Source organism: Pedobacter kyungheensis (genome assembly GCF_000812965.1).
GTDB lineage: Bacteria > Bacteroidota > Bacteroidia > Sphingobacteriales > Sphingobacteriaceae > Pedobacter > Pedobacter kyungheensis.
The window spans coordinates 1-25047 of the sequence record NZ_JSYN01000026.1 but is presented as its reverse complement, the minus strand read 5'-3'; the positions used below and the strand labels follow the sequence as shown (position 1 = coordinate 25047).

Genomic DNA, 25047 nt, shown 5'->3' with positions numbered 1-25047 from the left:
TACAGCAATGACAACTGAAAAGAAAAAAAAGAGCATAGTAGTACCCATCATTTTAGGTGTTTTACTAGTAATAGGTGCCGTTTTTGGTATCACAGAGTGGAATTATTATAGCAAACACGTAGATACAGACGATGCACAGATTGATGGCGACATCAGTCCGGTTGTTGCCCGTGTTGGCGGCTATGTTAAGGACATTAATTTCGAAGAAAATACCCATGTAACCGAAGGTCAGGTTTTGGTTAAACTTGATGATAACGATTACAAGGTAAAATTAGAGCAGGCACAATCGGGCCAAAAAGGTGCAAGTGCCGGCGTTGGTGTAGCACAATCTCAAATTGCTGCTACGCAAGCCAATACCAGTACTGCTAAGGCTAATGTAGAAACCGCAAGAGCTAATGTTCAGTCGGCAAACGTTAAGCTTACCCTGGCTCAGAAAGATTTTGCACGTTATGCAAACCTGGTTAAAGATGGTTCTATAACCCAACAGGCTTTCGATCAGTCAAAAGCTAATAAAGAAGCAGCAGAAGCGGCTAAACAAGCAGCACAGGCAGCCTATCAGGCAGCACAAGATCAATACAATGCTGCGGTTAAACAAGTGGGTACAACTCAATCGCAATTAGCTGTAAGCAGCAATGTAATCAGTCAGCGGCAGAGCGATATCGATTTTGCAACCTTGCAATTATCGTATACAGATATCAAAGCACCGGCTTCGGGTATTGTTTCTAAAAAGAATGTACAAAAAGGTCAGTTGGTACAGGCGGGCCAATCTTTGTTCTCGGTAGTAAACGATGGAAGTATCTACGTTACTGCCAACTTTAAAGAAACCCAGTTAGAGAAAATCAAATCAGGTTCGAAAGTAGAAATCGAGGTTGATGCTTATCCTGACGAAAAAATTGAAGGTGAAGTATATAATTTCGCGCCAATTACCGGTGCAAAAGGATCTTTATTGCCTCCAGATAATGCTACAGGTAACTTCGTTAAAGTTGTACAACGTGTTCCGGTAAAAATCAAAATCCATCCATCAAAAGAATTGCTGGCTAAATTACGCCCGGGTATGAGCGTTAAAGCTTCAGTTTCTGTTAATTAATATTTAAAATGGCCGAAGTAGGTTTAAAAAAGTGGATCATTACCTTTACGGTGATCACAGCTTCTTTGCTGGAGCTGATTGATACGACCATCGTAAACGTAGCGATTCCACAAATACAGGGAAACCTGGGCGCCACACTGGAGGATGTGGCCTGGCTTTCCACCGGCTATGCGGTAGCCAACGTTATCGTATTGCCAATGTCGGGCTGGTTAGGTAACCGGTTTGGCAGAAAAAACTATTTTCTTACCTCCATTATTGTTTTTACACTGGTATCCTTTTTATGTGGTAATGCCACCTCATTAGGCGAACTGGTTTTATTCAGAATTATACAGGGTTTGGCCGGTGGTGGTTTAATATCAACTGCACAGGCTATCCTGATCGAAACCTGGCCACGCGAAGACGTGGGTATTGCAACAGCCTTATTTGGTTTGGGTGCAGTAGTGGGGCCAACTGTTGGACCAACCATTGGTGGTTATATTCTGGATATCAGTTCGTGGCCGTGGATTTTTTATGTAAACATTCCGGTCGGAATACTCGCGGCCTACTGTACCTACACCTTTGTGCGGGCCACCCCTAAAGAGGGGAAAGGCCAGCCTGTTGATTGGTGGGGAATTGTCTTATTGGCAATCGCAGTAGGCAGTTTACAAACCGTGCTCGAAAAAGGAGAGAGCGAAGACTGGTTTGCTACGCCATACATTACAGCTTTGGCAGCAGCATCAGTATTTGGCTTACTGCTTTTCATCTGGCGCGAAATGAGTACCGACCACCCGATTGTAAACTTTAAAATTATGCGCCACCGCAGTTTTGCAGTGGGTATGTTTACCTCGTTTGTATTGGGATTCGGTTTATATGGATCAGTATTCGTGTTTCCGGTGTTCTGTCAAAACCTGCTGGGCTTCTCGGCATTGCAAACCGGAGAATTGCTCTTTCCGGGTGGTTTATGTACCATTATCATGATGCCTTTTATCGGTATTATGCTTAAGAAAGGTATACCTGCCCAGTTTATGGCTACCATAGGGATGTTCTTGTTCTTCGTTTTCTGCTGGATGCTAAGCAATTCGACCCTGCAATCGGGTACAGGCGATTTCTTCCTTCCATTGGTTATCCGAGGTATAGGGATGGCGCTTTTATTCGTGCCGTTAACCACTTTGGCTATACAGGATTTAAAAGGGCCTGAAATTGGTCAGGGTTCGGGTTTAAACAACATGATGCGCCAGTTGGGTGGTTCGTTCGGTATTGCTGCACTAACCACATTGATCCACATTCGTTCAGGCCTTCACAGAAGTAATTTGTTAACAAATGTGAATGAATATAACCCGGCATTTGTAGAGCGTTTTAATGGTTTAATTAAAGGCTTTATGGCTAAGGGCCAAAGTTTGTTTGAGGCTAAAATTATGGCCGCAAAAGCGATGGAAGGAATCGTTACCAGACAAACCATGTTACTTACTTATGACGATGCCTATTGGGTTGCGGGCTTGATTATGTTGTTCTCAATTCCGTTGCTTTATCTTCAAAAGTTTAAGAAAAATGCAAACATTCCTGCCGATGTGCACTAAAATTGGCAACGAAATAGCCTAAATAATGGCAAAAAACAAAAACAGCCGGTGTATTTTATTACATCGGCTGTTTTAACCCAAAAAATTAACAATCAATGCAATGCCCTTAAACATTGCAAATGTTCTTACTTAACCACATAGTGGCCAAATAAGATTCTAAAATTAAAATTTATTCTACAATTTTCCAAATTGTAAGCCTTAGAATTTTAATACCTTACGCATTTTTTGTAGTATTACGGAATACAAAACCACTGCATAAGCCATGCCTAAACTTCGTTTAACTACACAACGAGAATCTATTTTTAACAATGAGGTAATCTCAAAATTTGAACTCTTTAACAGTCTGTTTCTCACCTTGCCTTTTTACAAAATTAAAGACACCGGAACTTTGCTTCCGCTGTTTTTTAAGAGCTGTGAAGAGGGCATTGCCAACGGAGCAAAACCAGCACAGGTTATCGAAGAGTTTTTTGCCAAATATACCAGCTACACCGACCGAAAGGATATCATTGATTTGCTTTTCAGGTTTATTCAATACATCGAGCGTCAGGTAGTACTTTTTGATGCCGTAGAAGATGCTTCTTTTACCAAGTTAAATACCACCGATGAGCAGAGCACCCTGGCTTTTATTTTAAAGAAGAATGCTGATAATAAACCGGTATTGGCGAAAATAGAAAAACTGATTGATGAGCTTTCGCTACGTTTGGTGTTAACCGCACACCCTACACAGTTTTATCCGGGTACTGTTCTGGCCATCATTACCGATTTAACACAAGCCATCAGAGATAACGACCTTACCTCAATGAACTCGCTGTTACAGCAGTTAGGTAAAACACCATTTTTCAATAAAAAATCGCCTACACCAGTTGATGAGGCATTAAACCTGGCCTGGTTTTTAGAAAATACCTTTTATTTCGCAGCGGCAAATATTCAGGAAGAAATAGACCAGAACCTGGATGAATATAACCTCGAAACCAAGAAAATTTTAGAACTCGGTTTTTGGCCGGGTGGCGATAGGGATGGTAATCCAAATATCCATGCCGATACCACTTTAGAAGTTTCTAAAATGCTCCGTCAGATTTTGTTCCGTTGCTATTACCGCGATTTCAGGGTAATTAAACGCCGCATTACCTTTAGAGGGGTAGAAGAAAACATTACCAAGCTGCACGATGTGCTGTATAAAAATGCTTTCGACCAAACCTGCGAATTGCAGGATATTTCAATTGAGCTGAAGGAGAACCTGAATAAGATTAAAGATACGCTTTTAGCAGAGCATGAGGGGCTGTTTGTAGATTTGGTTAATGACCTGATCCGCAAAATAGACTTATATGGAAACTACTTTGCTTCGTTAGATATCCGTCAGGATAGTCGCGTGCTGCGCAATGTACATGCCTACTGCCGCGCAAACAAGCCTATTTCATCTTTATACCCTGCCGATTACGATAAACTTTCGGAAGCAGAGAAACTGGACCTGATTTCGTTTAAAGAAGCAACCATTGCTTATGCAAGCGAGCCCGATGCTTTAACCAAAGATACCATAGAGGTAATTAAAGAAATTAAAGGCATTCAGCAACGCAACGGCGAAAAGGCTTGTCACCGGTTCATTATCAGTAATTGCCAGCAGGCGAGCGATATTCTTCAGCTGATTGAGCTTTTCCTTTGGAATGGCTGGAGCAAGGATTCGTTAACCATCGATTTCGTACCGCTTTTCGAAACCGTAAACGATTTAAAAGGTGCAGCAGCCATTATGGATACTTTGTATAGCAACCCATTCTACAAAGCACACCTGGCTAAACGTGGCAATAAACAGCACATTATGCTGGGTTATTCTGATAGTACCAAAGATGGTGGCTATTTAATGGCTAACTGGTCTATCTTTAACGGTAAAACATCGTTATCGGCCATTTCGGCTAAACATAATATTCAACTTGCCTTTTTTGATGGCCGTGGTGGCCCGCCTGCACGTGGTGGAGGTAAAACACACCGTTTCTATGCCTCAATGGGTAAAGAAATTGCCAACAAAAACATGCAGTTAACGGTGCAGGGGCAAACCATTAGTTCGCAGTACGGATCGGTAGAAAGTGCAGAGTTTAATATCGAACAACTCATCAATGCTGGACTTACCTCGGGTTTAAAAGAAAAACACAATGTGCTTCTGGATCCGGAAAATAAGGCTTTGCTTGATGAAATGGCTGAAGATGCTTATACCGCATTTGTTGATTTGCGCGAACACAAACTGTTTGTGAGTTACCTCGAGAAACTTTCGCCATTAAAACTATTATCACAGGCCAATATCAGTAGCCGACCAGTGAAAAGAAATGGTGGTGGCGAAATGAAACTGGAAGATTTAAGGGCCATTAGCTTTGTTACCGCATGGAGCATGTTAAAACAAAATGTTCCGGGTTTCTACGGCATGGGAACTGCACTTAAAAACCAGGAAAAAGCCGGTAACTGGGATAAAGTGCTTAAGGTTTACGAGGAATCTGATTACCTGAAAACAATTGTAGATAACTGTATGATGAGTATGAGCAAATCAGACTTCACCATTACAGCGCATATGGCTGCAGATAAAGAATTCGGTGCTTTTTGGACCCAACTACACAATGAATTTGAATTAGCGAAGCAGATGCTTTTAAAACTATCCGGACAGGCAACTTTAATGGCTAATTATCCTATCGATAAAAAATCAATTGCCACGCGTGAGCGAATTATTTTGCCTTTGGTATTGATTCAGCATTTTGCTTTAGAAAAATTACAGCACGATCAGAACGAGAAAGATCAGCATGCTTTAGAAAAGCTTGCGGTTAGGACGGTGTTTGGTATTGTAAATGCCGGAAGGAATTTGGCTTAACTTTCTGCCAAACCTCGCAGGTTTGATAAACCTGCGAGGTTTCAAAATATATTAAAGGCCTGTATCATCACAGGCCTTTTTTCATGAATGGGATTATAGATCCATAGCTCAGAGGACGGGATTAAAAATCCCGACCAACACGAATAATAATGTGTTTTTAAAACAAAGAACGATAAAATCGTTAAGCTATTTACGCACTCGTTAAAAACGAGCGCGAGCTTATAAATGTTTTATAAACAAAAATCCCCTGTAGATCTAAAATCTGCAGGGGATTCATATTTCGAAAAAGCCCGATTAAAGTTTAAGACGCTTATCTGTCAATCGAACCCATTACTTTTTGGCCGAAAGCATTTAGTGCGTCTTTTTCAGCTGCGCCTTCACTTACCATCTGGTGCACTTCTAACGCGCCACAAATATTGGTAATCATTTCGCCCGCTACATCAACCTCGTGCTCGCTAACACCTCTAAATTCGCAGAATGCCTCTAATACCTCTAAAGTAGTCTCCAGTTGAGCCGGAGTGGTGTTTTGAAATAATTGTCTTATAACTGGAATCTTCATTACTTTATCTTGTTAAATAGTTCAATCAAGCCCTCTGCTTTGTTGGTTTGTACCTGATCTACCAAAGCGCCGCCTTCAAAAGCTGCAAAAGTTGGTAAATTATCAACGTTTGCAAATTTGCGTGAGTTCGGAAGTTTTTCGGCATCAACAATTAAGAAAGCTACATCTTCATTTTCTGAAGCCAGTTTTTTAAACTTAGGTTTCATGATTCTGCAGTTTCCGCACCATGATGCTGCGTACTGAACCATCACCTTTGAGTTGTCGGCCAGATATTGTTGAAGATTATCTTCTGTTAATTCTAAAAACATAACGTTTTGTTTAATTAGTTAGCGGCTAAGTATTCAGCAACGCCAGTTCTGTTTGCGTTCATTGCTTCTTTACCTTCTTCCCAGTTTGCAGGACAAACTTCGCCATGTTTCTGAACGTGTGCGTAAGCATCAATTAAACGTAAATATTCTTTAACGTTTCTGCCCAGTGGCATATCGTTTACACTTTCGTGGAAAACTTTACCAGTTTCATCAATTAAATAAGTAGCTCTGAAAGTTACGTTAGAACCAGAGAAAGATTCGTTTCCTTCTTCATCGTAGTTAACTTCCTGATCTAAAATATCTAAGATACCAGATAATTGTCTGTGGGTATCAGCTAAGATTGGGTAAGTAACACCTTCAATACCACCGTTATCTTTTGGTGTGTTTAACCAGGCGAAGTGAACTTCGTTGGTATCGCATGACGCACCAATAACGATTGTGTTTCTTTTTTCGAATTCAGGTAAAGCAGCCTGGAAAGCGTGTAATTCTGTAGGACAAACAAAAGTAAAATCTTTTGGATACCAGAATAATAACACTTTACTATTTTTATTTACAGCCTCTTCAAATACATTGATTTTCAAGTCATCGCCCATGTCTGACATTGCATCAATACTAACACTCGGGAATTTTTTACCTACTATTGCCATAATTTTTTGTCTTTTATTTTTGTGCCACAAAGGTACGGCTAAAAGAGTAGTCAATCAACTCCGTTTCATTAATTGTTTATTGTATTTATTGATGGCGGTATAGATGAAAACTATAATTGTTTTGAGTTTTATAGCGATGATCTATTTGTGTTCGTTTGCATGCCTCGCTGGCTCGATTTGTATAGGGGGTCGTCATCTCGACTGAAGCAAAGCGAAATGGAGAGATCTATGGGGGATAGATTTCTCGACTACGTTACACTTCGCTCGAAATGACGACCGGAGAGAAGTTATTTTTTCAACGTATTCTCATACAATTTAAAAATCCGTTTATATTCATCAGTCCAGCTGCTGGGCTCAATAAAACCATGATCTTCTACGGGGTAAACGGCAAGTTCCCAGTTGTTTTTACCGAGTTCGATAAAACGTTGGGTAATGCGTACAATATCCTGAAAATGAACATTTACATCAACCATTCCGTGTGCCATCAATAAATTGCCTTTTAGTTTATCGGCAAAGTAAATTGGCGAACTTCTTTTATAAGCAATCGGATCATTAAAGGGCTCGTTCAAAATGTTTGAAGTATAGCCGTGGTTGTAATGTGCCCAATCGGTAACCGAGCGTAAAGCTGCCCCGCTGGCAAAAACATCCGACTCATTAAACATGGCCATCAAGGTAATAAAGCCTCCGTAGGAACCGCCATATAAACCAACATGTTTGGGGTTTACACCATATTTCTGTACCAAAAACTTAACACCATCTACCTGGTCGGTTAAATCTTTTCCGCCCATGTGGCGGTAGATACCTGTGCGGTGGTCGCGGCCATAGCCCGAACTTGCGGTGTAGTCAATGTCAATTACTGTATAGCCATTATCAGCCAGTAAATTATTGAACATAAATTCGCGGAAATAAGTACTCCAGCCAAAATGCACATTTTGCAAATAGCCTGCGCCGTGTACAAAAACCACTGCCGGATGGTTGGGGTGTGGATTGTCTGATTTATAAACCCTGGCGTAAACATCGGCACCATAGCGGTTTTTAAAGGTAACCATATCCGGTTCGCGCCATTTATAGCTATCAAACTCTGCCGAAGTAGACTGCGTAATTTTTACGGCTTTAGCGCCGGCTTTATTGGCCTGAAGGTACAATTCGCCTGGTTTATTGAGATAAGAATAATTTATTGCAAGGTATTTCTCATCGGGTGATAGTGTAATGTCGTTTAAACCCTTCATGCTGGTAAGTTGCACGAGCTCGCCTCCGTTTGAAGCAATTTTAAAGAAGTTGGTAATTCCCGGATGCTCTTTGTTGGCTTTAAGGTAAAAGGTGCTTCTATCTTTCGATAACTGCAGCGTTTGTACTTCCCATTTGCCCGACGTTAACTGTTTTTTATCACCTGTAGCTACATTTACCACATACAAATGCGAGTAACCCGTTGCCTCGCTTTGGTAGTAAAAGTGGTTGTTATCTATCCAGCCTGTATTACCCTGGTAATAACCGCTAATTCCCGGGCCACCGATCCAGGCCTCATCGCGCTGACGATCCAGTAAAGAAAGTTTTCCAGTAGTGGCATCCAGCTTTAAAATCCAGCGGTCTTTGTTATCGGTAGAGGCTGCAACCACTACGCCCATGCTTCCATTATCGTTCCACAGTGGGCCAAATAAATTCACCGGACGATCGGCATTTTTCTTTTTTAAGGTATCCAGTTCTTTAGGATAATCTTTCAGGTAATCGGGCAGGTCTTTGATTCCCGGAATGGTTGAGGTGAGGATGCTGTAGATCGTATCGCGCTGCGTATCATAAATAAAAGCCTGAGCGCTACTCTCATTTTCGCCCACTTTTGCTCTGCCAGGGATATCTTCGGTATAGCCAGAAGCAGTTATATAATTTGGAACAATGGTATTGTGGTTATTCTGCGCTGGTGTAGTCAGCTTATAGGTAACAAAACGCCCGTCTGGGCTAATTGCTACACTATTTAAAAAGCGATCGTCGGTATAGAGCTCTTTTAGTGGCTTGTTTTCGCCATTGGCAGCGCCAAAACGGCCTCTTCCTCCACGGTTGGTGTTACGCGATTCGGCATTCCGTTTTTTAATAATATCGAACAGCTCGGTTTGCTGTCCCTTTAACCATTTATCTTGCTCTGTTGCGGCTTTGACTTCCGATCTTCCAGGCTTTTTACCTTTAATAAAGTTGGTGATTTGGCTGGTTTCGGCCGATTTTAAATTTACCTCAAATAAATTATCGCCTGCCTGGTAAACAATATTGCCATTATTTAAAAAAACAGGGCTGTTTTCCCGCTCGAGGGTATTGGTCAGGCGTGTTTCTTTGCCTGTTTTAAAGTTCTGAAGATAAATATCGCCACTTTTTTCAACAAGCCCCATGGAGCGGTCGGCATTGTAGGTATAATTTAAATCCAATAATTTCTCGTCTTCTTTTTCTGCTGCTTTAACAGGTTTGTTCCCTGTGGCCGAAATTTTAAAAAGCTCTTCTTTGGCTTTATTTTCAGGGTTCCAATTAAAATAGAGCGTTTTGCTGTCTGCTGTCCAGCGGAAATTGCTAGGTGCAACGCCCATCCATTTGGGGTCGCGCATTATTTTTTCTACTGTTAGGGGAGCGATTTGTTGCGCAAAGGTGTATTCTCCTGTGCAGAGCAAAAGAAAGAGTAAATATTTCTTCATGAATATTAGGTTTGGTGCAATTTAGATATTGGCAAGGTTAAATCAAGAAGGAAATGGAAATGTTACACCACCTCATGCTGTAAATAAACCACAGATAAAAAGGATGAACACAGATAAACTTTTATAATTATATCAAAAATCTGTGTTTATCTGTGCAAATCTGTGGTATATAACTAACGGATTATCCTTCCGGTTTTATCTACATTAACATCATCAAACGGCTTCAGATAGTCGTTAATGATCACGGCAAACTCTCTGCGGGTTAGCACTTTTTTAAGATCGTACGTCGACCAAAATTTATAACTCTTGTTCCATTTTTTCTGCAACTCGGTTTTGGTAGCATCAGCTGATTTATTGCCTACATAGCTTACCATGGCTACAGTATTTTCTAAATTGATGGGCACATTCTGATGATCGTCAAACCAGATCTGCGCCTTGTAATAATAATCTTTAATGGGTTGCTTGATTTCATCGTAGCTAACCTCTTTTTCCGGATTAAAGAAGGCTTTACCTTGTTTTAGTTCCGCTTTGATGATGCCGGTAATACCCACTTTCTGGATAGCCAGCCAATTAGAATCAACAGGGCTTATATCTTCAAAAGGCATAAGTGCGTGTTTGTAGCTTAACAATTCGCCCTGAATCCTTTTCAGATTAGCCAAACTGGTTTTGGTATCAAAAAAAGCGGCATAGGCGGCGGTTGCTCCGGCCGCAGGCCCGGTTTCGAATGAATCGGGAGAAATATAGATCAGGTTTTCCTGATCAGGGATGAGCAGGTTGTAGAGGGATAAAAAATCGGCCCCTGTTGCAGTATTACTGGCTACGCTTGTCCGGTAAATGTTTTCCGCATAGTTTAAATGGCCTAATTTAGCTGGGTTTAAGGTACTAATCTTTAGTGCCGCGATAAGTTTATCAGGAGCATCGGCCATAACCAGCACTTTTGCCCTGATGCTTACATCTTTGTTTAGCTTTAATTCCCAGCCACTTCCTGATCTTTTAATTTCATTGTAAGAGCTGTTGTTAATTACGTTTAAAAGCAAAGTGCTATCGACTGCTATTTTTGGCGGATTTTTCCTGTCCTTTTTAGGCTTGGGAAGATTCAGGCTTTTTGCATTTTCCGTTTCTCTTTTTAGAAAACTTTGATAAAAAGAAAGCAGCCTTTGTGGTTTGTTTTCTACGGTTAACTGCTCTTTTTGAGTAAGCAGGATCGTTTTAACACCCGATTTGAAGGATTGAAATGCAGCGGAATAGGCCGCGTCGCCGTTTCCAATTACCAATACATCTGTTTTTAGGGTTTGGGCTTGCATAACGAGCGGAATTAAGCAGGCGAAAACAAAAAACAATCTTTTCATCTTTAAAATTAAAATTTGCTGCAATATGCTTTAAATGAATGAATTTTTAATGAAATGGGTTGATTTTAACTAAATTTAACCAGCAAAGCAGTTAAATCGCCTTCGGTTTTCAATTATGGAACAACAGATCAAATCAGTTTTCGACTTACAGCAACAGCATAAATTTGAATTGCGGAAAACCGATGCAAAAACACGGATTGCAAAGCTGAAAAAGCTTAAACAGGCATTAACAGATGCAGAAGCAGAGATTTTTGCAGCGCTTGAACAAGATTTACGCAAAAACCCTTTTGAGAGCGCTGTTACTGAACTTTATTTTACTTATGCCGAAATAGACCATGCGATTAAAAAACTGAGGGGCTGGATGCGGCCTAAAGCAGCAGGCAGAACCTTGAGTAATTTTTTCGTCCGCAACAGCATTTATTACGAACCTAAAGGTGTCTGCCTCATTATTGCCCCCTGGAATTATCCGCTGCAACTAATGATGAGTCCGCTGGTTTCGGCAATAGCTGCCGGTAACTGCGCCATCCTTAAACCTTCTGAAATTAGTGTAGCAACGGCGAGCGTTATTGCTAAGCTCATTGCCAATACTTTTGAACCAAAAGAAATAGCGTGTTTTGAGGGCGATGCAGCCGTTTCTACAACATTGCTGGGATTGCCTTTTGATCATATTTTTTTTACCGGTAGTACCGCTATTGGTAAAATAGTAATGGAGGCTGCGGCGAAGAACCTGACTTCAGTTACCCTTGAACTTGGTGGAAAGTCGCCTGCCATAGTAGACGAAACCTGCGATTTAAAAAAAGCTGCTGAAAAAATTGCCTGGGGAAAGCTGGTAAATGCAGGGCAAACCTGTATTGCACCTGATTATGTGCTGATTGAACAAAAGTTGGAGGCCGATTTTGTAAAACACTACCATGCTGCAGTAGAGAAAATGTTTTATCCGCATTCAGAAATTAATAAAAACGACTACGCTAAAATCGTAAACCAAAAGCAGTTCGATCGGTTACAGAAGCTTATTGAAGCATCTGCTGCAGAAGGCGCTATTGTGGCCATCGGCGGCAAGTTTGATGAAAAAGATTTAACAATAACGCCTACACTTTTAACCGCTGTAACCGAAAATAATGTGATCATGCAGGATGAAATTTTTGGTCCGGTACTGCCTGTTGTTGGTTATAGCCGGTTGGGGGAGGCTATAGATTTGGTAAACCGGAAGCAAAAACCCTTAGCACTTTATATTTTTTCGGATAGTACTGTGAATCAAAACAAAATCATTGCAGAAACCAGTGCTGGCGGAACTTGTGTAAACGATGTGCTGGTGCATATTGGTAATCCTAATTTACCATTTGGAGGGGTTAATAGCAGTGGGATGGGAAGTTGCCATGGTATTTTTGGCTTTAAAACTTTCTCGCACGAAAGGGCGGTAGTGTTTCAATCGAAACTGGGAGTTACGAAAATGATTTATCCACCTTATGCGCCAAAAATGGGTTTGCTCAAGTGGTTGAAGAAATTGATGTGATGGTTGTTTTTAATGTTTAAAAGTTGTAATGTTTGAAGGTTCAGTTGCAGCTTTTCAACCTTCCAACTTATTCTAATAATTCTCCCTTAAAAATCTTATTTTAGGTTCATGGATATAGAACAACTTAAATACCCCATTGGTCAGTTTTCAATGCCTGCCGTTTTCGATCAAAATCAGATTGATGAGTGGATCGCTGAAATAGAAGCCTTACCCAGCCAGCTTAAAAAGGCTACCGAAAACTTAACGGAAGAAGATTTAAACCAAACCTATCGTCCGGTGGGCTGGACTTTGCGGCAGGTTGTTCACCACATTCCAGATAGCCATGTTAATGCCTATATCCGGTTTAAACAAGCCATCACAGAAGACGTGCCTGTAATCAGACCTTATTACGAAGAGCGCTGGGCAGAAACAGGAGAGGCAAAGGATGGGGATATCCAACTTTCTCTTGCCTTAATAGCTGCATTGCATCAACGCTGGGTTGCTTTTTTAAAAACATTGCAACCGGCCGATTACCAGCGGAAATATATCCATCCAGAGCATGGTAAAGAACTTACTTTAGCCAATATGCTGGGCATGTATGCCTGGCATGGCAAACACCATTTAGCGCACATTACCCAGACCATAACAAAATGAAAAATACCCGTTTAGCTTTACTAATCTTATTGCTTATTGGTTTTTCGACCTTAGCGAATGCTCAAAAAGCGCCATCCAAAACCCTGGCTTTTGTTTTAGGCTCGTGGGAAATGCAAACACCCAAAGGAAAGCTGGTGGAGCAATGGATAAAAAACCCGGATCAAACACTCAGAGGCAAAAGCTTCCGGATTAATGCAAAAGGGGATAGTACGCTTACCGAAACACTTCAAATCAGAAAGATTGGAAAAGATATTTTTTATTGCTCGAAGGTAAATGGGCAAAATGAAGGTAAAGAAGTGTGTTTTAAGCTAATTTCTACTAAAGATTTGACTTACGTTTTCGAGAATCAAACACACGATTTTCCACAGCGAATAGTTTATCAGGATAAGGGCAAAAAAGAAATGCTCGCCTGGATTGAAGGCGAGCTGAATGGTAAAAGCCGGAAATCGGAGTTTAATTACAAAAGGCAATAACTACATCAGCACCAGCATAGCAGCACTCATGGCAATCATGATAGCGTCTTCTACTATGGTTACAGTGCTCATGGGTAAGTTGAAAACAGCTCCTAAACAGGCACATTGAATTTTTTTCTTGTTCAGTACGCTTTCTAAAACCCCCAGAATACTCACTGTCATTACAATTAAAGTAACCCAGTTAACCACAACCGGCGATAGGTTTAGTGCGAAAGATAAACCCAATCCCAGTTCAATAAACGCGTAGATGTAGCCCCAGGCACTAAATTTTTTGGCTACAATATCGTACATCGCATAGCTTTCGGCAAAAGCTTTCAAATTCAGCATTTTGAAGAAAGAGAAAGTAAGAAAAAAGCCCGCCATAAAAATGCGCATGAAAACCATAAAATCTACCGCTCCATTTTGCAAAGAAACCATTAATGAAACTGCGGTAACATAGCCAAAAATGAGGAGGATAGGTTTATAGGTGGCTGCCCAGGATTTGGTTTCCTCGACCATTTCATTGTGCGCAATTGGCGAGATTTGGTATTTGCTGTCTTTACCACCCAAAGCATCTTGCAAGGCGCTAAGGCCAATATGCTTATCCATGCTGATAGTGGCCGAGTTGGTATCTTTCGAAACTTCAACCGAAGTAATATCAGGCAAAACCAAAAGATTACTTTTTACTTTATTTTCGCAACCGCCACAAGTCATGCCGGTAAGTTGATAGGTATGTGTCATGTTATAAATTTTAAACAAATTTACCTCATCAAACACCCTGATTTGTTATACAATAACCATAAAGTTTTATAGGATTTTAGATTGCCGCTTTTCTATGTGCTATTTTCATTTTGGGCGTTGCCGATAGCTTGTAAATATGGAGAAAATTTTAAAGGTGAAGCATAAATGTGATCTGATCATTAAGGGGTTAAGGGAATTGTGATTTGAGCAAACAACATCTTTTAAGAGGCTGTTTCTCCCTAAACCCTAAACCCTAAACCCTAAACCCTAAACCCTAAACCCTAAACCACTTATCCCACCAAAACCGACGTCATCGTTAGCGAACCCCCAACAGCTTTATCGTTAAAGAAGGTAATTTCTTCCTGTTCCTTTTTCAATCCCAACGTATAAATTAAGGGTAAATAATGCTCTGGTGTTGGGATGGCAAGCATGGCATCTGAACCTAGGCTCCTGTAATTCATTAAAGGCTTGTGGTCCCCGTTAGCAATCAGGCTTTTAAATTTATCATTCATTTCGTTGGCCCAGTCGTAACCGCCGCCGTGAATCATTTCCCAGCTTAACATCCGCAGGTTATGTACCATGTTGCCGCTACCAATTACCAGTACACCTTTTTTACGCAGGCCATAAATTTCTTTGGCAATTTCGTAATGCTCTTCTGGTGCTTTGGTGTAATCGATACTCAACTGCAGCACCGGAATATTGGCCTCGGGATACATGTGCCTTACAATGGTCCAGGTGCCGTGATCTAAGCCCCAGTCGTGATCTAATCCAACAGTAGTACTGTGAATTAACGATGGGATTTCTGCAGCAAGCCTGGCATCGCCAGGGGCAGGATATTGTACATCAAATAATGCTTGTGGAAAGCCGCCAAAATCATGAATGGTAGATGGAAAATCCATTGCGGTAACAAAGGTACCACGGGTATACCAATGGGCCGAAACCACCAATACCGCTTTCGGAACGGGAATATGCTTAGCCAGATCGGCCCAACTCTGGCTAAACTCATTGTGCTCAATACCGTTCATGGGCGAGCCATGGCCGATAAATAGGGTTGGCATCAAATCGGTTTGTGGCAAACGCTGAGTAAGGTTTCTGAATTGAGATAATGCTGACATGGTAATTTGATTTATTAATCGTCATTTCGACCGAAGTGGAGAAATCTATAAGATAATTTATTAACTATAGACTTCTCGATTCGCTGCGCTTCACCCGGAATGACGATAGGTTATATTATTTAGCCTGAACAAATTCCAGGTTTAATTTAATCGCAACATCTTTGGCTACGCCAGCTCCTGTTGGATCGTATTTAATGTTATAATCTAAACGGTTAATGGTGGTTGTAGCACCAAAACCAGCTTTAGTGTTACCTTGTTGGTCTTTAGCTGTTCCGCCGTAAACTACCGCAAATTTTACATCCTTGGTTACATCGCGGATGGTTAATTTACCACTTAATTCGTAATTGTTACCGCTTAATTTTTTAAAACCGGTGCTTTCGAATTTCATGGTGGGGAACTTTTCTGCATTGAAAAAATCGTCGGTTTTTAAGTGACCATCCCGCATATCAACACCTGTGGTAATGCTGTTCACATCAACAGTAAAGTTAATTTTTGCATCTGTTAAATCGGGTTTTGCCGCAGTAACAGCGCCGTCAAATTTTTTAAATGAGCCATCAACGAAAGAAATACCCATGTGTTTAACTGAAAAGTTAACAAATGAATGCATGGGATCAATTTTCCATGTTGTTTGTGCAAAAGAAGCCACACTGATTGAGGTAGCTATCAGGAATAAAAATAATTTTTTCATGTCTTGTTCTTTTTTTTAACAAAAGTACGCTGACATTCAAAAGGATAGTATTGATGTATGTTAAGAAAAAGCGGGGTTATATTTCGTCAAGCGTTTTGCGCTGATTTACCGTTTTAGCTTTATATGCTGATGGCGTAAGGCCTGTTACCTTCTTAAATTGCGTTGAAAGGTGGGCTACACTGCTGTAATTGAGCTGATAAGCAATTTCGCTAAGGGTAAGCTCTCCATAAGTTAACATTTCTTTCGCCTTCTCTATTTTCTGGGCGATAAAATACTTTTCGATGGTTTGTTTTTCAACCTCAGAGAAAATAAGGCTTAACTGCGCATATTCGAGCTTAAGCTGTTCGCTTAAATAAGCTGAGAGATTAATTTTTAACGGTTCTTTTGAATAATGTACCAGGTTGACTATCGATGTTTTGATTTGCTCGGCAATTTGCGTTTTCCGATCTGCTAAGAGCTCAAATCCGAAAGGATGCAAGGCCTCGCTGATTTTCAACTTATCATCCGTACTGATGGTTCCAGGAAGCACAACTTCGCCCAGTTCAACCGAAACAGGGTTAAAGCCAAGCTTTTCCAACTCGGCTTTAACCACCATTTTACAGCGGTTGCATACCATATTTTTGATATGCAGATTCATTATTTCGATTTAATGGTTTCTGAAACATCACCACAATCAAACATCATACTGCCATAGTAAGGGTTTTCGATGTTTTCTTTTTCGTTTAACCAGCTGGCTTTAGCCATCGGGCAATGCTGAACATAAACAGTTGCATTATTGAATTTAATGTTTTTTACCGTTTTAATCATGGCATACGAAATACCTTCGAAAGATTTACGCTGGGCTTTGATATCTTTTCCGGCAGCAAGCTCGGCAGCTTTAGCTTTAATTACTTTTGCCTGTTCCATCCAAAGCATGTGCTGTGTAGCAGGTAAATCTTTATGCGGAATAGCCTCCACTTTAGCCGATAGAACTTTTACTTTCTCTGTGGCCAGATCTTTTTTATCGGTAGCCAATGCATTTTTAACATCGTAATAAGCGGTGAGTAGCTGATTAAAAGCTGCATCTGTTTTACTTTGTGCAAAAGTGATTTTAGTAGTAGCGATAGCGATGATAGCCATCATAATCATTATTTTTTTCATCTGTTGATTTTATTTTAATACGTTAAAAAAATTAAATTCTGCCCTTAACTGGTACATGTTTTTGGTGTAACGATCGGTCATATTTCCAGCTGCCTGAAAGCGGTAACCTAAATCAATCCGCGTGGTGCTGTTCAAAATAACCTGTAACGCAGGTGCCAAATCCAAGTAAGATTGCCCCGTAGCAGGATCTGTTTTACCCAGCATTTCAAAATAAACATTAAAGTTGGGTTCCTTGTAGTTTTTGTATACAAATGGTAAAACCAGGTAACCCGACGATAAGCTATAAGAAAGCATATTATTTGGTCTGGGCATGCCCGCAATTTGCCTGTCGCTATTTTCAAAAGCATGCGCATAACCTAATGTTGCCGACAAAGCTAATTTATGCAAAAGCTGGGTAAATATTACACCACCCTGTACGCCACTGTTATCGCCCTCCAAATTAATATCGCGGGTATACGTTGGACGTTTACTCGTGCTGATGCGCCCAAAAGCTGCGGCCCTGAAATGGCTCTGCGCATCGTCTATCGATAAAAAACGGTATTTGGCGTATAAACTTCCACCTTCCAATCGATATTTCCCGTCCATATCAGAAAGGAAAGCCTGTGCATGTGCCATCAGGTTTTTATTGAACCCGACCATCACCTCAGGGATTGTACGGCTTACAAAACCTGGATTGTTGAACATTCCCTCATTGGTGATGCGTACACCAATAGATTTGGTGGGCATATTGCTTGCCGGTTCGGTAAAGACATACAACTCCTGACTAAAAGCATGATTGAAAGCGCCGGCCAAAACCAGCGCTAAAATGAATATCCTTTTCATGGCTTAAGAAAGCACTAAATGATAAACACGTGTTTTCTTGCCATTAACCACGCCGGTACCACTTGCATAGGCATCAGAATTAACCGAAGCGGCCTGCTTCTTAAATGCTGCACCAGAAATAAAGTTTTTATCAATAACCGATGCCTTTACTGTGCCATTTAGGGTTTTGTTTTTGGCATTTATAAAACGGTAAACATTTCCGTTTACAATAGCCTGTCCTTTATCATCAACTTTAACCTGGTCGAAATTGAAATCTGCAGTTAAGCCACCTACAGAGAAACCAGCATCCTGAACTTTTTTGCGTACCAGGTCGAGGTTAATGTCGGCACCTTTTTTAAAGGTAAGTACAAAAATGTTTTTGTTTAGATCGGGTTTAACCGAGTTAATAAAGCCTAAAGTCTCCAAAGATTTTTGTGTGGCGTTAGAGCACATCGAGCAGGTTAATCCGGTAACCTGTAAATCGGCAGTTGATATTTGTTGCGCCGAAGCAGTTACGGCGAAGAAAAGCATAATAATGCTGAATAATTTTATCGTTTTCATGATTTTTTTGAATTAGAATAAATTTAAGCCATCGTCACTCTGATCCGATAGCTATCGGATTTATTTCAGAGCCTAATAGCAAAATAGATGCTGAAACAAGTTCAGCATGATAGAAACGAAAAAATCCTAATTCCTGAAAATACAATTGAAAACATGCAAGGCAACCCGCGTGGAAAGGGGGGGAGCCTTGTTCGAAATTTTGTTGAAAAACTCCGGATTGATATTCGAAAGAAACTCAATCACTGGTGGGTGGATAAACAGCTGGATAGAAAAAAGCTTTGGCATTTGTATTTGTGCCTCTGCCTGATGGCTATCTTTAACTTTTACTGTTACCTGGGTGTTTTTGCAGCAGCCGTCATCTTTCTTTTCGGCAGGTATTTCTTTACAGAATTTGCAGGAAACCTCGTTGCTGAACATTTTTACATTTGCCAGCTTTCCTCCGCAAAAGTGTAAACTTAAAGCCAAACCCATCACACTAACTGCATAGAATACAGCCAAAGAAAGTGCTATTTTTTGTTTGAGCTTCATAATTACAAAGGTAAGGCAAAAAATATCGAATTATAGGCGCATTTATTTATTGAATTTCATTTTTTAGCTTAATTTAGCCTCAAACACCTTTTTGATGAAGAAAATTTTACTATTCCTCTGCGCTTTTTCTGTGCTTACTGCTTTTGCTGCCAAGCCTAAAAACCAATACGTGCGTATTAAAACCGAATACGGCGAATGCATTGTCAAGCTATATAATCAAACACCTCTGCACCGCGATAATTTTCTGAAACTGGCAAAGGAAGGCTACTACAACGGTGTGCTTTTTCATCGGGTTATTAAAGATTTTATGATTCAGGGGGGCGACCCTGATTCGAGAAACGCCAAGCCAGATTCGTTATTGGGCAATGGCGGACCAAAATATACCATACCGGCTGAGTTTAACGATAGCTTATTTCATAAAAAAGGTGTTTTGGCTGCTGCGAGGGAAGGGGATGATGTTAATCCGCTAAAAGCATCGAACGGAAGCCAGTTTTATCTGGTACAGGGCAAGGTTTTTACGGATGAGCAATTGAATAATCTGGAGCAAAAGCGCTTGAAATTTAAAATACCAGAATGGCAAAGACAGGTGTATAAAACTATTGGCGGTACGCCACATCTCGACCGGAATTATACCGTTTATGGCGAAATTGTTAGCGGATTGGATATGGTGGATAAAATTGCAGCGTTACCTACCGATAAGAATAACCGCCCAAAGCAGGATGTGAAAATGGAAGTTACGGTTTTGAAGAAAAGGGAAGTTAAAAAATTGGAGAAACAGCTTTTACAAGCTTCTTTGAAAGATAAAATGGTTATGTAAGCAAAGGATCTTGTCTGTTGTCGAAAAAGAATACGATACTGATTTGGTTTTCTCCAACTAAGTAGTAAAAAGAAGTATGATTTGATACAGCGGCCTTCCTTAAGCCATCTATTGCGCTTTGCTCATAAATGAACGGGTGGTGCGAAATCAGATTGATTTTTGATATATGGTTGCTAAGCGTCTTTCTGTATAAGGCTTTCCCCAATTTTCTTCTAAAAAGTCAAGAATAGCATATAGGGTTAGGTAAGCTTCTTCAGAAAAGGTTATACTTATGCCCATCTTTCGGATAACCTTCTTTTTACTTCATCAAAAGAGATCGTTTTTCCTTCTTCAGCCTGTTTTAATCCCCTCATAATCCCCTCCTGAATATGTTTCGGTAACTCTTCCAAAACAATTTTTTCATTAGCATTTAAAAGCATTTCGACCTCAGACAAAAGACCTTCATCATTTGTTTCAAAAACTTTTTTAGCAATTTCTATTTTTAATTCCTCAATGCTCATAAACAAATTTAACGAAATGGAGCCTCAATTACTAAGCATTTGTGTAATTAATTTCTAAATTTACCGCCCACAACAATTGAAATTACTGAATGAATTCATCATGATTTATCCCTGATCAGGGCATACAATCAGGATGCTTCATCGTCAAAAAAATAACGGATGAAAATCATTTCCTATAATGTAAATGGGATCAGGGCTGCCAGCACCAAAAATTTTTTCGGCTGGCTACAGGCTACCAATGCCGATATGGTATGTTTACAGGAGGTAAAGGCGCTGCCCGCACAGATACCTGAAATTATTGCGCTAATTGAACAACTGGGTTATCATCATTACTGGTTTCCAGCCGAAAAGAAAGGATATAGCGGGGTAGCTATTTTATCAAAAATTAAGCCTAATCATGTAGAATATGGTTGTGGCGAAGCCTGGATCGATCAGGAGGGGCGTATTTTGCGCGCTGATTTTGATGGCTTTTCTTTAATGAGCCTATATATGCCTTCAGGTTCGAGTGGCGATGAGCGACAGGTTAAAAAATATGCCTTTATGCGCTTTTTTGATACGTATATCGGTAATCTGCGTAAGGAATATCCCAATCTCATTGTTAGTGGCGATTATAACATCTGCCATACCGCGATTGATATCCATAATCCTAAATCGAATGCCAACTCTTCAGGCTTTTTGCCCGAAGAACGCGAGTGGATGCAACTGTTTTTAGACAATGGCTTTATCGATACTTTCAGGCATTTTAATAAAGATCCGCATCATTACACCTGGTGGAGCTACCGTGCAGGTTCGCGAGGCAAAAATCTGGGATGGCGAATCGACTACCATTTGGCTACCCGACCAATGGAACATCGGTTAAAACACGTTCGGATTTTGCCAGATGCTGTACATTCTGATCATTGTCCTGTACTTTTAGAACTAGATTAAGTATTTGGTTAACTGGTTAGTTGTTTGAACCGGTTAACTGTAAACAACACTCAATTAACCAATTTATACCGTTTCAACAATTAATCATAACCTAGCCAAATGCTAATTACCAATATAAAAGGCCTTGTGGGCTTGCATCCAAAAAGTAAATTGATGCTTCGTGGTAACGAAATGGACGATTTACATGTACTGGAAGATGCCTGGCTTTTGATTGAAAACGATCTGATTAAAGATTTTGGTGATATGGAATCAATCCCTGCTCATATTTTAAATCTCCCATCTCAAATCTCTGCAGAAGGCAGGTACGTTTTTCCTTCCTGGTGCGATAGCCATACCCATATTGTTTTTGCCGCTACGCGCGAGGAAGAGTTTGCCATGAAAATACAAGGCAAAACCTATGAAGAAATAGCTGCGGCAGGTGGTGGCATTTTAAATTCGGCCAACAAGCTTCAGATAGCAACTGAAGACGAGTTGTTTGAAAGTGCTTCTGTGCGGCTTAAACAAATGATTCGTCAGGGAACAGGAGCTATAGAAATTAAAAGCGGATATGGTTTAACGGTAGAGAGCGAAATTAAAATGCTGCGTGTGATTAAACGCCTGAAAGCAAGTTTTCCGGTTCCGGTAAAAGCTACTTTTCTGGCTGCACATGCTTTTCCTGCTTTGTATAAAGACGACCATGAAGGTTATATCAATCTCATCATCAACGAAATGTTGCCAATTATTGCTCAAGAGCAGTTGGCCGATTACATTGATGTTTTTTGTGAGAAAGGTTTTTTCTCTGTAGCAGAAACCGACCGGATTTTAAAAGCTGGTGCGGAATATGGATTAAAACCTAAAGTTCACGCCAATCAACTTTCTGTTTCGGGTGCGGTAGAGGTGGCGGTATTAAATCATGCAGTTTCTGTCGACCATTTAGAAGAAAGCAATGACGAAACCATTGCTACCTTGCAAAATGCCAATACCATGGCAACATTACTGCCTTCCTGCTCGTTTTATTTAGGTATTCCGTTTGCCGATGCCAAAAGCTTTATCAAAGCCAATTTACCGGTAACACTGGCAACTGATTACAACCCGGGTTCTACACCATCGGGAAATATGAATTTTGTAGTTTCTTTAGGTTGCATTAAGCTCAAAATGTTTCCGGAGCAGGCTATTAATGCGGCTACCTTAAATGGTGCGGCCGCAATGGAGATTAGCGAAAATTACGGGAGTATAGCCATTGGTAAAAAGGCCAATCTGTTTATCACGAAACCTATGCCATCAATCGCCTATTTACCTTATAGTTTTGGCGAAACACAAGTAGATACTGTTATTTTAAACGGGGAAATTTACAATGGACAGCTTTAAAATATACACACAGCAGGATATCGACCAACTGGTGATTAACCGTGATGGTGAAACCAAACTGGGCGAAAGGGTAGTATCGTATCCTTCCACTGATGGTCCTGTTTCGACGGCTGTTTTAGCCAGTAGCGAAGCTAAGTTTGTGCTTTTAGGCATTCCTGAAGATGTTGGTGTACGCGCCAATTCCGGGATAGCAGGTGCGGCATCTGCCTGGCGTACAAGTTTGGTTACCTTTTTGAATATTCAAAGCAACCGCTTTTTAAAGGGGAATGAAATTTTGGTCCTTGGTCATTTTGAGATTGATGAACCAGTAGATTCTTCTGTTACAGGACTGAGGAAAAAGGTTGAAGAGATTGATGGGCTGGTTTATCCGATAATTGAAAAAATTGTTGCAGCAGGGAAAATACCGGTTGTTATTGGTGGTGGGCATAATAATGCATTTCCGATTATTAAGGGGGTAGCCTTGGCCCGAAATGCGCCAATTAATGTCGTGAATATTGATGCACACGCGGATTTGAGGGCTTTGGAAGGGCGGCATAGCGGAAATGGGTTTTCTTATGCTTTAAAAGAAAATTATCTTGACCACTATTTGATATATGGTTTGCATCAAAACTACAACAATGAGGCCATCTTAAACCAGATTGAAACCAATCCTAAGCTCGACACCATATTTTTTGAGGATATTTTAAACGCCGGGATTGATTTTAACGGATTCATAAGTAAGCTAGAAGGAAAACCCGGTTTAGAAATTGATGTAGACTGTATTCAACATGTACTTTCGAGTGCCGAAACGCCATCTGGCTTTGCTGCAAACGAGATCAGAAAAATGATTTTAGGCAGCATTAAGAAGTTTGCTTATTTACACATCTGCGAAGGCGCTACCCGGATGCTGGATGGGCGCGTGAGTAGATTAACTGCTAAGTTGATTGCTTATTTGGTGAGTGATTTTGTAAAAGCACATGCTACTAAGGTTTAGCCACGGATTTACGGAAAACACGGAGGATAGTCGTCATTGGGAGAGAGCTTTTTCAGCCGACGACACAATCTTTTTTGCAAGAATTGATGACAGGAAAAATTGCTTCCCCGAAAACCTGGCTGCTCAGCGAAGCTAAACCTATCTTGCAGCAGATCTCTCTTCCGATATTTGGGACATTGCTTCAGTCAAGAGACGACATTTGTAGGGCACCTGGCCTAATGAACCAATGGCCAGTGAACTAATGAACAAGAGACCATAAACTATAAATGTTCCGCTTCGTATTTTTCTCCGGCTTTTAGCATCAGTTCAATCTGTTTTAAATCGTCGGCAGTCAGTTCTTCCTTCTCCTGTAATTCGAACACGGCAATCATATTGTCTTCGTATTGCTTTTCGGTTTTAATAACGATTTCCTGTGCCATTTTGACTTAAAATTTTATAATTGCTGTTGGTGTAATGCAAAAATCCAAACGGATGTCGTGTTCGTTTACATCATCTATTTTTTCAATTGCAGGGTACAAAGATAAGCCTATTTTCTGAGCATTTATATTTTGCAGAAACCGATCGTAAAAACCCTTGCCATAACCAGCGCGGTAGCCTTGTAAATCGAATGCCAGAAGCGGAACAATCACCAGATCAATTTCACCTTCATGGAGCTTCCCTTTTTGTGGCTCTAGGATCTGATAGGTGTTTTTCTTTAAATCCTGCAGGCCAATATATTCGTGATGGGTCATCAATGCCGTTTCGAAATCAGCTTTAGGCACCAGGATTTTAATTTCAGGATGATTTGTTGCCAGCCAGTCGATCAACAGAAAAGTATCGGGCTCTTTCTTTTCTATTATTGGTAAGAAGATATGAATGCACTTAGTTTTGCTGAAATCGAGCGTTTTAAACTGGTTTAAGAGCGATTTGTTCAACTCCTGATAGGTAACCTCGTTTAAGGATAATCTGTCTTTTAACGCTTGCTTTCTGATTTCGGCTTTTAGCATAGTACAAAGGTAAATATTTTACAGACCTGTAAGGTTTTTAAATAGCACAGCTAAAATCAGGGAATAAAAACATCAAAAAATCCGAATTAAACCTTACAGGTCTAAGGGTGGAAATAAAAAAGCCCCTGAAAATGGACTGCCCCCAAAAGTTTAGACAAACTTAACAATTAATTATTTGGATGTGAGCTCGGTATTCAACCGGGCTCATTCCTTTTAGATTCAACCTAATCCTATTGTAGTTATAGTAATCGATGTACTCATCAATATCATTCTGTAACACCTCTACTGACAAGTACTTT

At 40.4% G+C, this 25047-nt stretch carries 27 protein-coding genes; 10 read left to right on the top strand and 17 right to left on the bottom strand.

All coding sequences use genetic code 11. The features are described 5' to 3' along the window. Window positions 1-7: 7 nt before the first annotated feature. The 3 genes from OC25_RS19615 to OC25_RS19605 all read left to right on the top strand — a co-directional run bounded on the left by OC25_RS19615 (window position 8) and on the right by OC25_RS19605 (window position 5491). Window positions 8-1087, top strand: coding sequence for an HlyD family secretion protein (locus OC25_RS19615; RefSeq protein WP_039479651.1), 1080 nt, complete (start codon window positions 8-10; stop codon window positions 1085-1087). A gap of 8 nt (window positions 1088-1095) precedes the next feature. Beyond that, window positions 1096-2643 (top strand): DHA2 family efflux MFS transporter permease subunit, encoded by a 1548-nt coding sequence (locus tag OC25_RS19610; protein WP_039479650.1) that lies wholly within the window; start codon window positions 1096-1098, stop codon window positions 2641-2643. Window positions 2644-2905: 262 nt separating this feature from the next. Next, the gene (locus tag OC25_RS19605; protein WP_039479647.1) at window positions 2906-5491 is read left to right on the top strand and encodes a phosphoenolpyruvate carboxylase; all 2586 of its coding nucleotides are present in this window, start codon (window positions 2906-2908) and stop codon (window positions 5489-5491) included. Between the two features lie 310 nt (window positions 5492-5801). Here the strand turns inward: OC25_RS19605 and OC25_RS19600 are convergent, their stop codons facing one another. From OC25_RS19600 to OC25_RS19580, 5 genes are all read right to left on the bottom strand, one after another. Beyond that, window positions 5802-6050 (bottom strand): DUF6952 family protein, encoded by a 249-nt coding sequence (locus OC25_RS19600; RefSeq protein ID WP_010599336.1) that lies wholly within the window; start codon window positions 6048-6050, stop codon window positions 5802-5804. Continuing rightward, window positions 6050-6358: a thioredoxin family protein gene (locus OC25_RS19595; RefSeq protein ID WP_039479645.1), complete on the bottom strand. Its 309-nt coding sequence runs from the start codon at window positions 6356-6358 to the stop codon at window positions 6050-6052. The genes OC25_RS19600 and OC25_RS19595 overlap by 1 nt, the downstream gene beginning before the upstream one ends. A 14-nt stretch (window positions 6359-6372) precedes the next feature. Then, the gene (locus OC25_RS19590; RefSeq protein ID WP_039479644.1) at window positions 6373-7005 is read right to left on the bottom strand and encodes a peroxiredoxin; all 633 of its coding nucleotides are present in this window, start codon (window positions 7003-7005) and stop codon (window positions 6373-6375) included. Between the two features lie 287 nt (window positions 7006-7292). Then, complete coding sequence (locus tag OC25_RS19585; RefSeq protein WP_039479641.1) at window positions 7293-9677, bottom strand: S9 family peptidase; 2385 nt, start codon at window positions 9675-9677, stop codon at window positions 7293-7295. 173 nt (window positions 9678-9850) lie between these two features. Next, on the bottom strand, window positions 9851-11026 hold the full coding sequence (locus OC25_RS19580) for a hypothetical protein (protein WP_039479639.1): 1176 nt from the start codon (window positions 11024-11026) through the stop codon (window positions 9851-9853). A gap of 115 nt (window positions 11027-11141) precedes the next feature. On the opposite strand from OC25_RS19580, the gene OC25_RS19575 reads away from it, so the two are divergent. The 3 genes from OC25_RS19575 (at window position 11142) to OC25_RS19565 (ending at window position 13645) form a co-directional block, all read left to right on the top strand. Beyond that, window positions 11142-12539, top strand: coding sequence for an aldehyde dehydrogenase family protein (locus OC25_RS19575; protein ID WP_039479636.1), 1398 nt, complete (start codon window positions 11142-11144; stop codon window positions 12537-12539). A 108-nt stretch (window positions 12540-12647) separates the two neighbouring features. Continuing rightward, the gene (locus tag OC25_RS19570) at window positions 12648-13172 is read left to right on the top strand and encodes a YfiT family bacillithiol transferase (protein WP_039479633.1); all 525 of its coding nucleotides are present in this window, start codon (window positions 12648-12650) and stop codon (window positions 13170-13172) included. Beyond that, window positions 13169-13645: a DUF6265 family protein gene (locus tag OC25_RS19565; protein ID WP_039479631.1), complete on the top strand. Its 477-nt coding sequence runs from the start codon at window positions 13169-13171 to the stop codon at window positions 13643-13645. Before OC25_RS19570 ends, OC25_RS19565 begins: the two co-directional genes overlap by 4 nt. Here OC25_RS19565 and OC25_RS19560 read toward each other — a convergent pair whose 3' ends face one another. The 8 genes from OC25_RS19560 to OC25_RS19525 form a co-directional block, all read right to left on the bottom strand. Next, the gene (locus OC25_RS19560; protein WP_039479629.1) at window positions 13646-14365 is read right to left on the bottom strand and encodes a heavy-metal-associated domain-containing protein; all 720 of its coding nucleotides are present in this window, start codon (window positions 14363-14365) and stop codon (window positions 13646-13648) included. 290 nt (window positions 14366-14655) lie between these two features. Then, entirely contained in the window at window positions 14656-15480 is an 825-nt protein-coding gene (ygiD, locus tag OC25_RS19555) for a 4,5-DOPA-extradiol-dioxygenase (RefSeq protein WP_039479627.1), read from the bottom strand. Between the two features lie 115 nt (window positions 15481-15595). Then, on the bottom strand, window positions 15596-16168 hold the full coding sequence (locus tag OC25_RS19550; protein WP_039479624.1) for a YceI family protein: 573 nt from the start codon (window positions 16166-16168) through the stop codon (window positions 15596-15598). A gap of 76 nt (window positions 16169-16244) precedes the next feature. After that, window positions 16245-16805, bottom strand: a complete 561-nt coding sequence (locus tag OC25_RS19545) for a helix-turn-helix domain-containing protein (RefSeq protein WP_039479622.1) — start codon at window positions 16803-16805, stop codon at window positions 16245-16247. Next, complete coding sequence (locus OC25_RS19540; protein WP_052266328.1) at window positions 16805-17308, bottom strand: DUF3347 domain-containing protein; 504 nt, start codon at window positions 17306-17308, stop codon at window positions 16805-16807. The genes OC25_RS19545 and OC25_RS19540 overlap by 1 nt, the downstream gene beginning before the upstream one ends. A 9-nt stretch (window positions 17309-17317) precedes the next feature. Then, on the bottom strand, window positions 17318-18130 hold the full coding sequence (locus tag OC25_RS19535) for a transporter family protein (protein ID WP_039479620.1): 813 nt from the start codon (window positions 18128-18130) through the stop codon (window positions 17318-17320). A 3-nt stretch (window positions 18131-18133) separates the two neighbouring features. Beyond that, entirely contained in the window at window positions 18134-18670 is a 537-nt protein-coding gene (locus tag OC25_RS27040) for a heavy-metal-associated domain-containing protein (RefSeq protein WP_052266327.1), read from the bottom strand. A gap of 126 nt (window positions 18671-18796) precedes the next feature. Continuing rightward, complete coding sequence (locus OC25_RS19525) at window positions 18797-19198, bottom strand: HYC_CC_PP family protein (RefSeq protein WP_039479617.1); 402 nt, start codon at window positions 19196-19198, stop codon at window positions 18797-18799. Window positions 19199-19292: 94 nt separating this feature from the next. On the opposite strand from OC25_RS19525, the gene OC25_RS19520 reads away from it, so the two are divergent. Continuing rightward, a complete protein-coding gene (locus OC25_RS19520; RefSeq protein ID WP_039479615.1) occupies window positions 19293-20015 on the top strand; it encodes a peptidylprolyl isomerase in 723 nt (240 codons plus the stop codon). 269 nt (window positions 20016-20284) lie between these two features. Here OC25_RS19520 and OC25_RS19515 read toward each other — a convergent pair whose 3' ends face one another. Continuing rightward, window positions 20285-20515: a hypothetical protein gene (locus OC25_RS19515; protein WP_039479612.1), complete on the bottom strand. Its 231-nt coding sequence runs from the start codon at window positions 20513-20515 to the stop codon at window positions 20285-20287. A 159-nt stretch (window positions 20516-20674) separates the two neighbouring features. Between OC25_RS19515 and OC25_RS19510 the strand changes: the two genes are divergently transcribed. The 3 genes from OC25_RS19510 to OC25_RS19500 all read left to right on the top strand — a co-directional run bounded on the left by OC25_RS19510 (window position 20675) and on the right by OC25_RS19500 (window position 23762). Beyond that, complete coding sequence (locus OC25_RS19510) at window positions 20675-21442, top strand: exodeoxyribonuclease III (protein WP_039479610.1); 768 nt, start codon at window positions 20675-20677, stop codon at window positions 21440-21442. A 99-nt stretch (window positions 21443-21541) separates the two neighbouring features. Then, the gene (gene hutI, locus OC25_RS19505; RefSeq protein ID WP_039479606.1) at window positions 21542-22789 is read left to right on the top strand and encodes an imidazolonepropionase; all 1248 of its coding nucleotides are present in this window, start codon (window positions 21542-21544) and stop codon (window positions 22787-22789) included. After that, complete coding sequence (locus tag OC25_RS19500; protein WP_039479605.1) at window positions 22776-23762, top strand: formimidoylglutamase; 987 nt, start codon at window positions 22776-22778, stop codon at window positions 23760-23762. Before hutI ends, OC25_RS19500 begins: the two co-directional genes overlap by 14 nt. A gap of 260 nt (window positions 23763-24022) precedes the next feature. Here OC25_RS19500 and OC25_RS27990 read toward each other — a convergent pair whose 3' ends face one another. The 3 genes from OC25_RS27990 to OC25_RS27685 all read right to left on the bottom strand — a co-directional run. Continuing rightward, complete coding sequence (locus OC25_RS27990) at window positions 24023-24181, bottom strand: hypothetical protein (protein WP_156131537.1); 159 nt, start codon at window positions 24179-24181, stop codon at window positions 24023-24025. 6 nt (window positions 24182-24187) lie between these two features. Further along, window positions 24188-24748, bottom strand: a complete 561-nt coding sequence (locus tag OC25_RS19495; RefSeq protein WP_039479602.1) for a 5-formyltetrahydrofolate cyclo-ligase — start codon at window positions 24746-24748, stop codon at window positions 24188-24190. A gap of 160 nt (window positions 24749-24908) precedes the next feature. Then, window positions 24909-25047 (bottom strand): IS3 family transposase (locus tag OC25_RS27685; RefSeq protein ID WP_156131525.1); only part of this gene is annotated, 139 nt, incomplete at its 5' end.

Excerpts from the sequence above, each read along its gene's own strand:
- OC25_RS27040 (WP_052266327.1), bottom strand. The coding sequence starts at position 18,670 with ATGAAAACGATAAAATTATTCAGCATTATTATGCTTTTCTTCGCCGTA.
- OC25_RS19585 (WP_039479641.1), bottom strand. The coding sequence starts at position 9,677 with ATGAAGAAATATTTACTCTTTCTTTTGCTCTGCACAGGAGAATACACC.
- OC25_RS19495 (WP_039479602.1), bottom strand. The coding sequence starts at position 24,748 with ATGCTAAAAGCCGAAATCAGAAAGCAAGCGTTAAAAGACAGATTATCC.
- OC25_RS19560 (WP_039479629.1), bottom strand. The coding sequence starts at position 14,365 with ATGACACATACCTATCAACTTACCGGCATGACTTGTGGCGGTTGCGAA.
- OC25_RS19515 (WP_039479612.1), bottom strand. The coding sequence starts at position 20,515 with ATGAGCATTGAGGAATTAAAAATAGAAATTGCTAAAAAAGTTTTTGAA.
- OC25_RS19615 (WP_039479651.1), top strand. The coding sequence starts at position 8 with ATGACAACTGAAAAGAAAAAAAAGAGCATAGTAGTACCCATCATTTTA.
- OC25_RS19565 (WP_039479631.1), top strand. The coding sequence starts at position 13,169 with ATGAAAAATACCCGTTTAGCTTTACTAATCTTATTGCTTATTGGTTTT.
- OC25_RS19520 (WP_039479615.1), top strand. The coding sequence starts at position 19,293 with ATGAAGAAAATTTTACTATTCCTCTGCGCTTTTTCTGTGCTTACTGCT.
- ygiD (WP_039479627.1), bottom strand. The coding sequence starts at position 15,480 with ATGTCAGCATTATCTCAATTCAGAAACCTTACTCAGCGTTTGCCACAA.
- OC25_RS19550 (WP_039479624.1), bottom strand. The coding sequence starts at position 16,168 with ATGAAAAAATTATTTTTATTCCTGATAGCTACCTCAATCAGTGTGGCT.
- OC25_RS19525 (WP_039479617.1), bottom strand. The coding sequence starts at position 19,198 with ATGAAGCTCAAACAAAAAATAGCACTTTCTTTGGCTGTATTCTATGCA.
- OC25_RS19600 (WP_010599336.1), bottom strand. The coding sequence starts at position 6,050 with ATGAAGATTCCAGTTATAAGACAATTATTTCAAAACACCACTCCGGCT.
- OC25_RS19575 (WP_039479636.1), top strand. The coding sequence starts at position 11,142 with ATGGAACAACAGATCAAATCAGTTTTCGACTTACAGCAACAGCATAAA.
- hutI (WP_039479606.1), top strand. The coding sequence starts at position 21,542 with ATGCTAATTACCAATATAAAAGGCCTTGTGGGCTTGCATCCAAAAAGT.
- OC25_RS19610 (WP_039479650.1), top strand. The coding sequence starts at position 1,096 with ATGGCCGAAGTAGGTTTAAAAAAGTGGATCATTACCTTTACGGTGATC.
- OC25_RS19540 (WP_052266328.1), bottom strand. The coding sequence starts at position 17,308 with ATGAAAAAAATAATGATTATGATGGCTATCATCGCTATCGCTACTACT.
- OC25_RS19590 (WP_039479644.1), bottom strand. The coding sequence starts at position 7,005 with ATGGCAATAGTAGGTAAAAAATTCCCGAGTGTTAGTATTGATGCAATG.
- OC25_RS19580 (WP_039479639.1), bottom strand. The coding sequence starts at position 11,026 with ATGAAAAGATTGTTTTTTGTTTTCGCCTGCTTAATTCCGCTCGTTATG.
- OC25_RS19500 (WP_039479605.1), top strand. The coding sequence starts at position 22,776 with ATGGACAGCTTTAAAATATACACACAGCAGGATATCGACCAACTGGTG.
- OC25_RS19605 (WP_039479647.1), top strand. The coding sequence starts at position 2,906 with ATGCCTAAACTTCGTTTAACTACACAACGAGAATCTATTTTTAACAAT.
- OC25_RS19545 (WP_039479622.1), bottom strand. The coding sequence starts at position 16,805 with ATGAATCTGCATATCAAAAATATGGTATGCAACCGCTGTAAAATGGTG.
- OC25_RS19510 (WP_039479610.1), top strand. The coding sequence starts at position 20,675 with ATGAAAATCATTTCCTATAATGTAAATGGGATCAGGGCTGCCAGCACC.
- OC25_RS19570 (WP_039479633.1), top strand. The coding sequence starts at position 12,648 with ATGGATATAGAACAACTTAAATACCCCATTGGTCAGTTTTCAATGCCT.
- OC25_RS19535 (WP_039479620.1), bottom strand. The coding sequence starts at position 18,130 with ATGAAAAGGATATTCATTTTAGCGCTGGTTTTGGCCGGCGCTTTCAAT.
- OC25_RS27990 (WP_156131537.1), bottom strand. The coding sequence starts at position 24,181 with ATGGCACAGGAAATCGTTATTAAAACCGAAAAGCAATACGAAGACAAT.
- OC25_RS19595 (WP_039479645.1), bottom strand. The coding sequence starts at position 6,358 with ATGTTTTTAGAATTAACAGAAGATAATCTTCAACAATATCTGGCCGAC.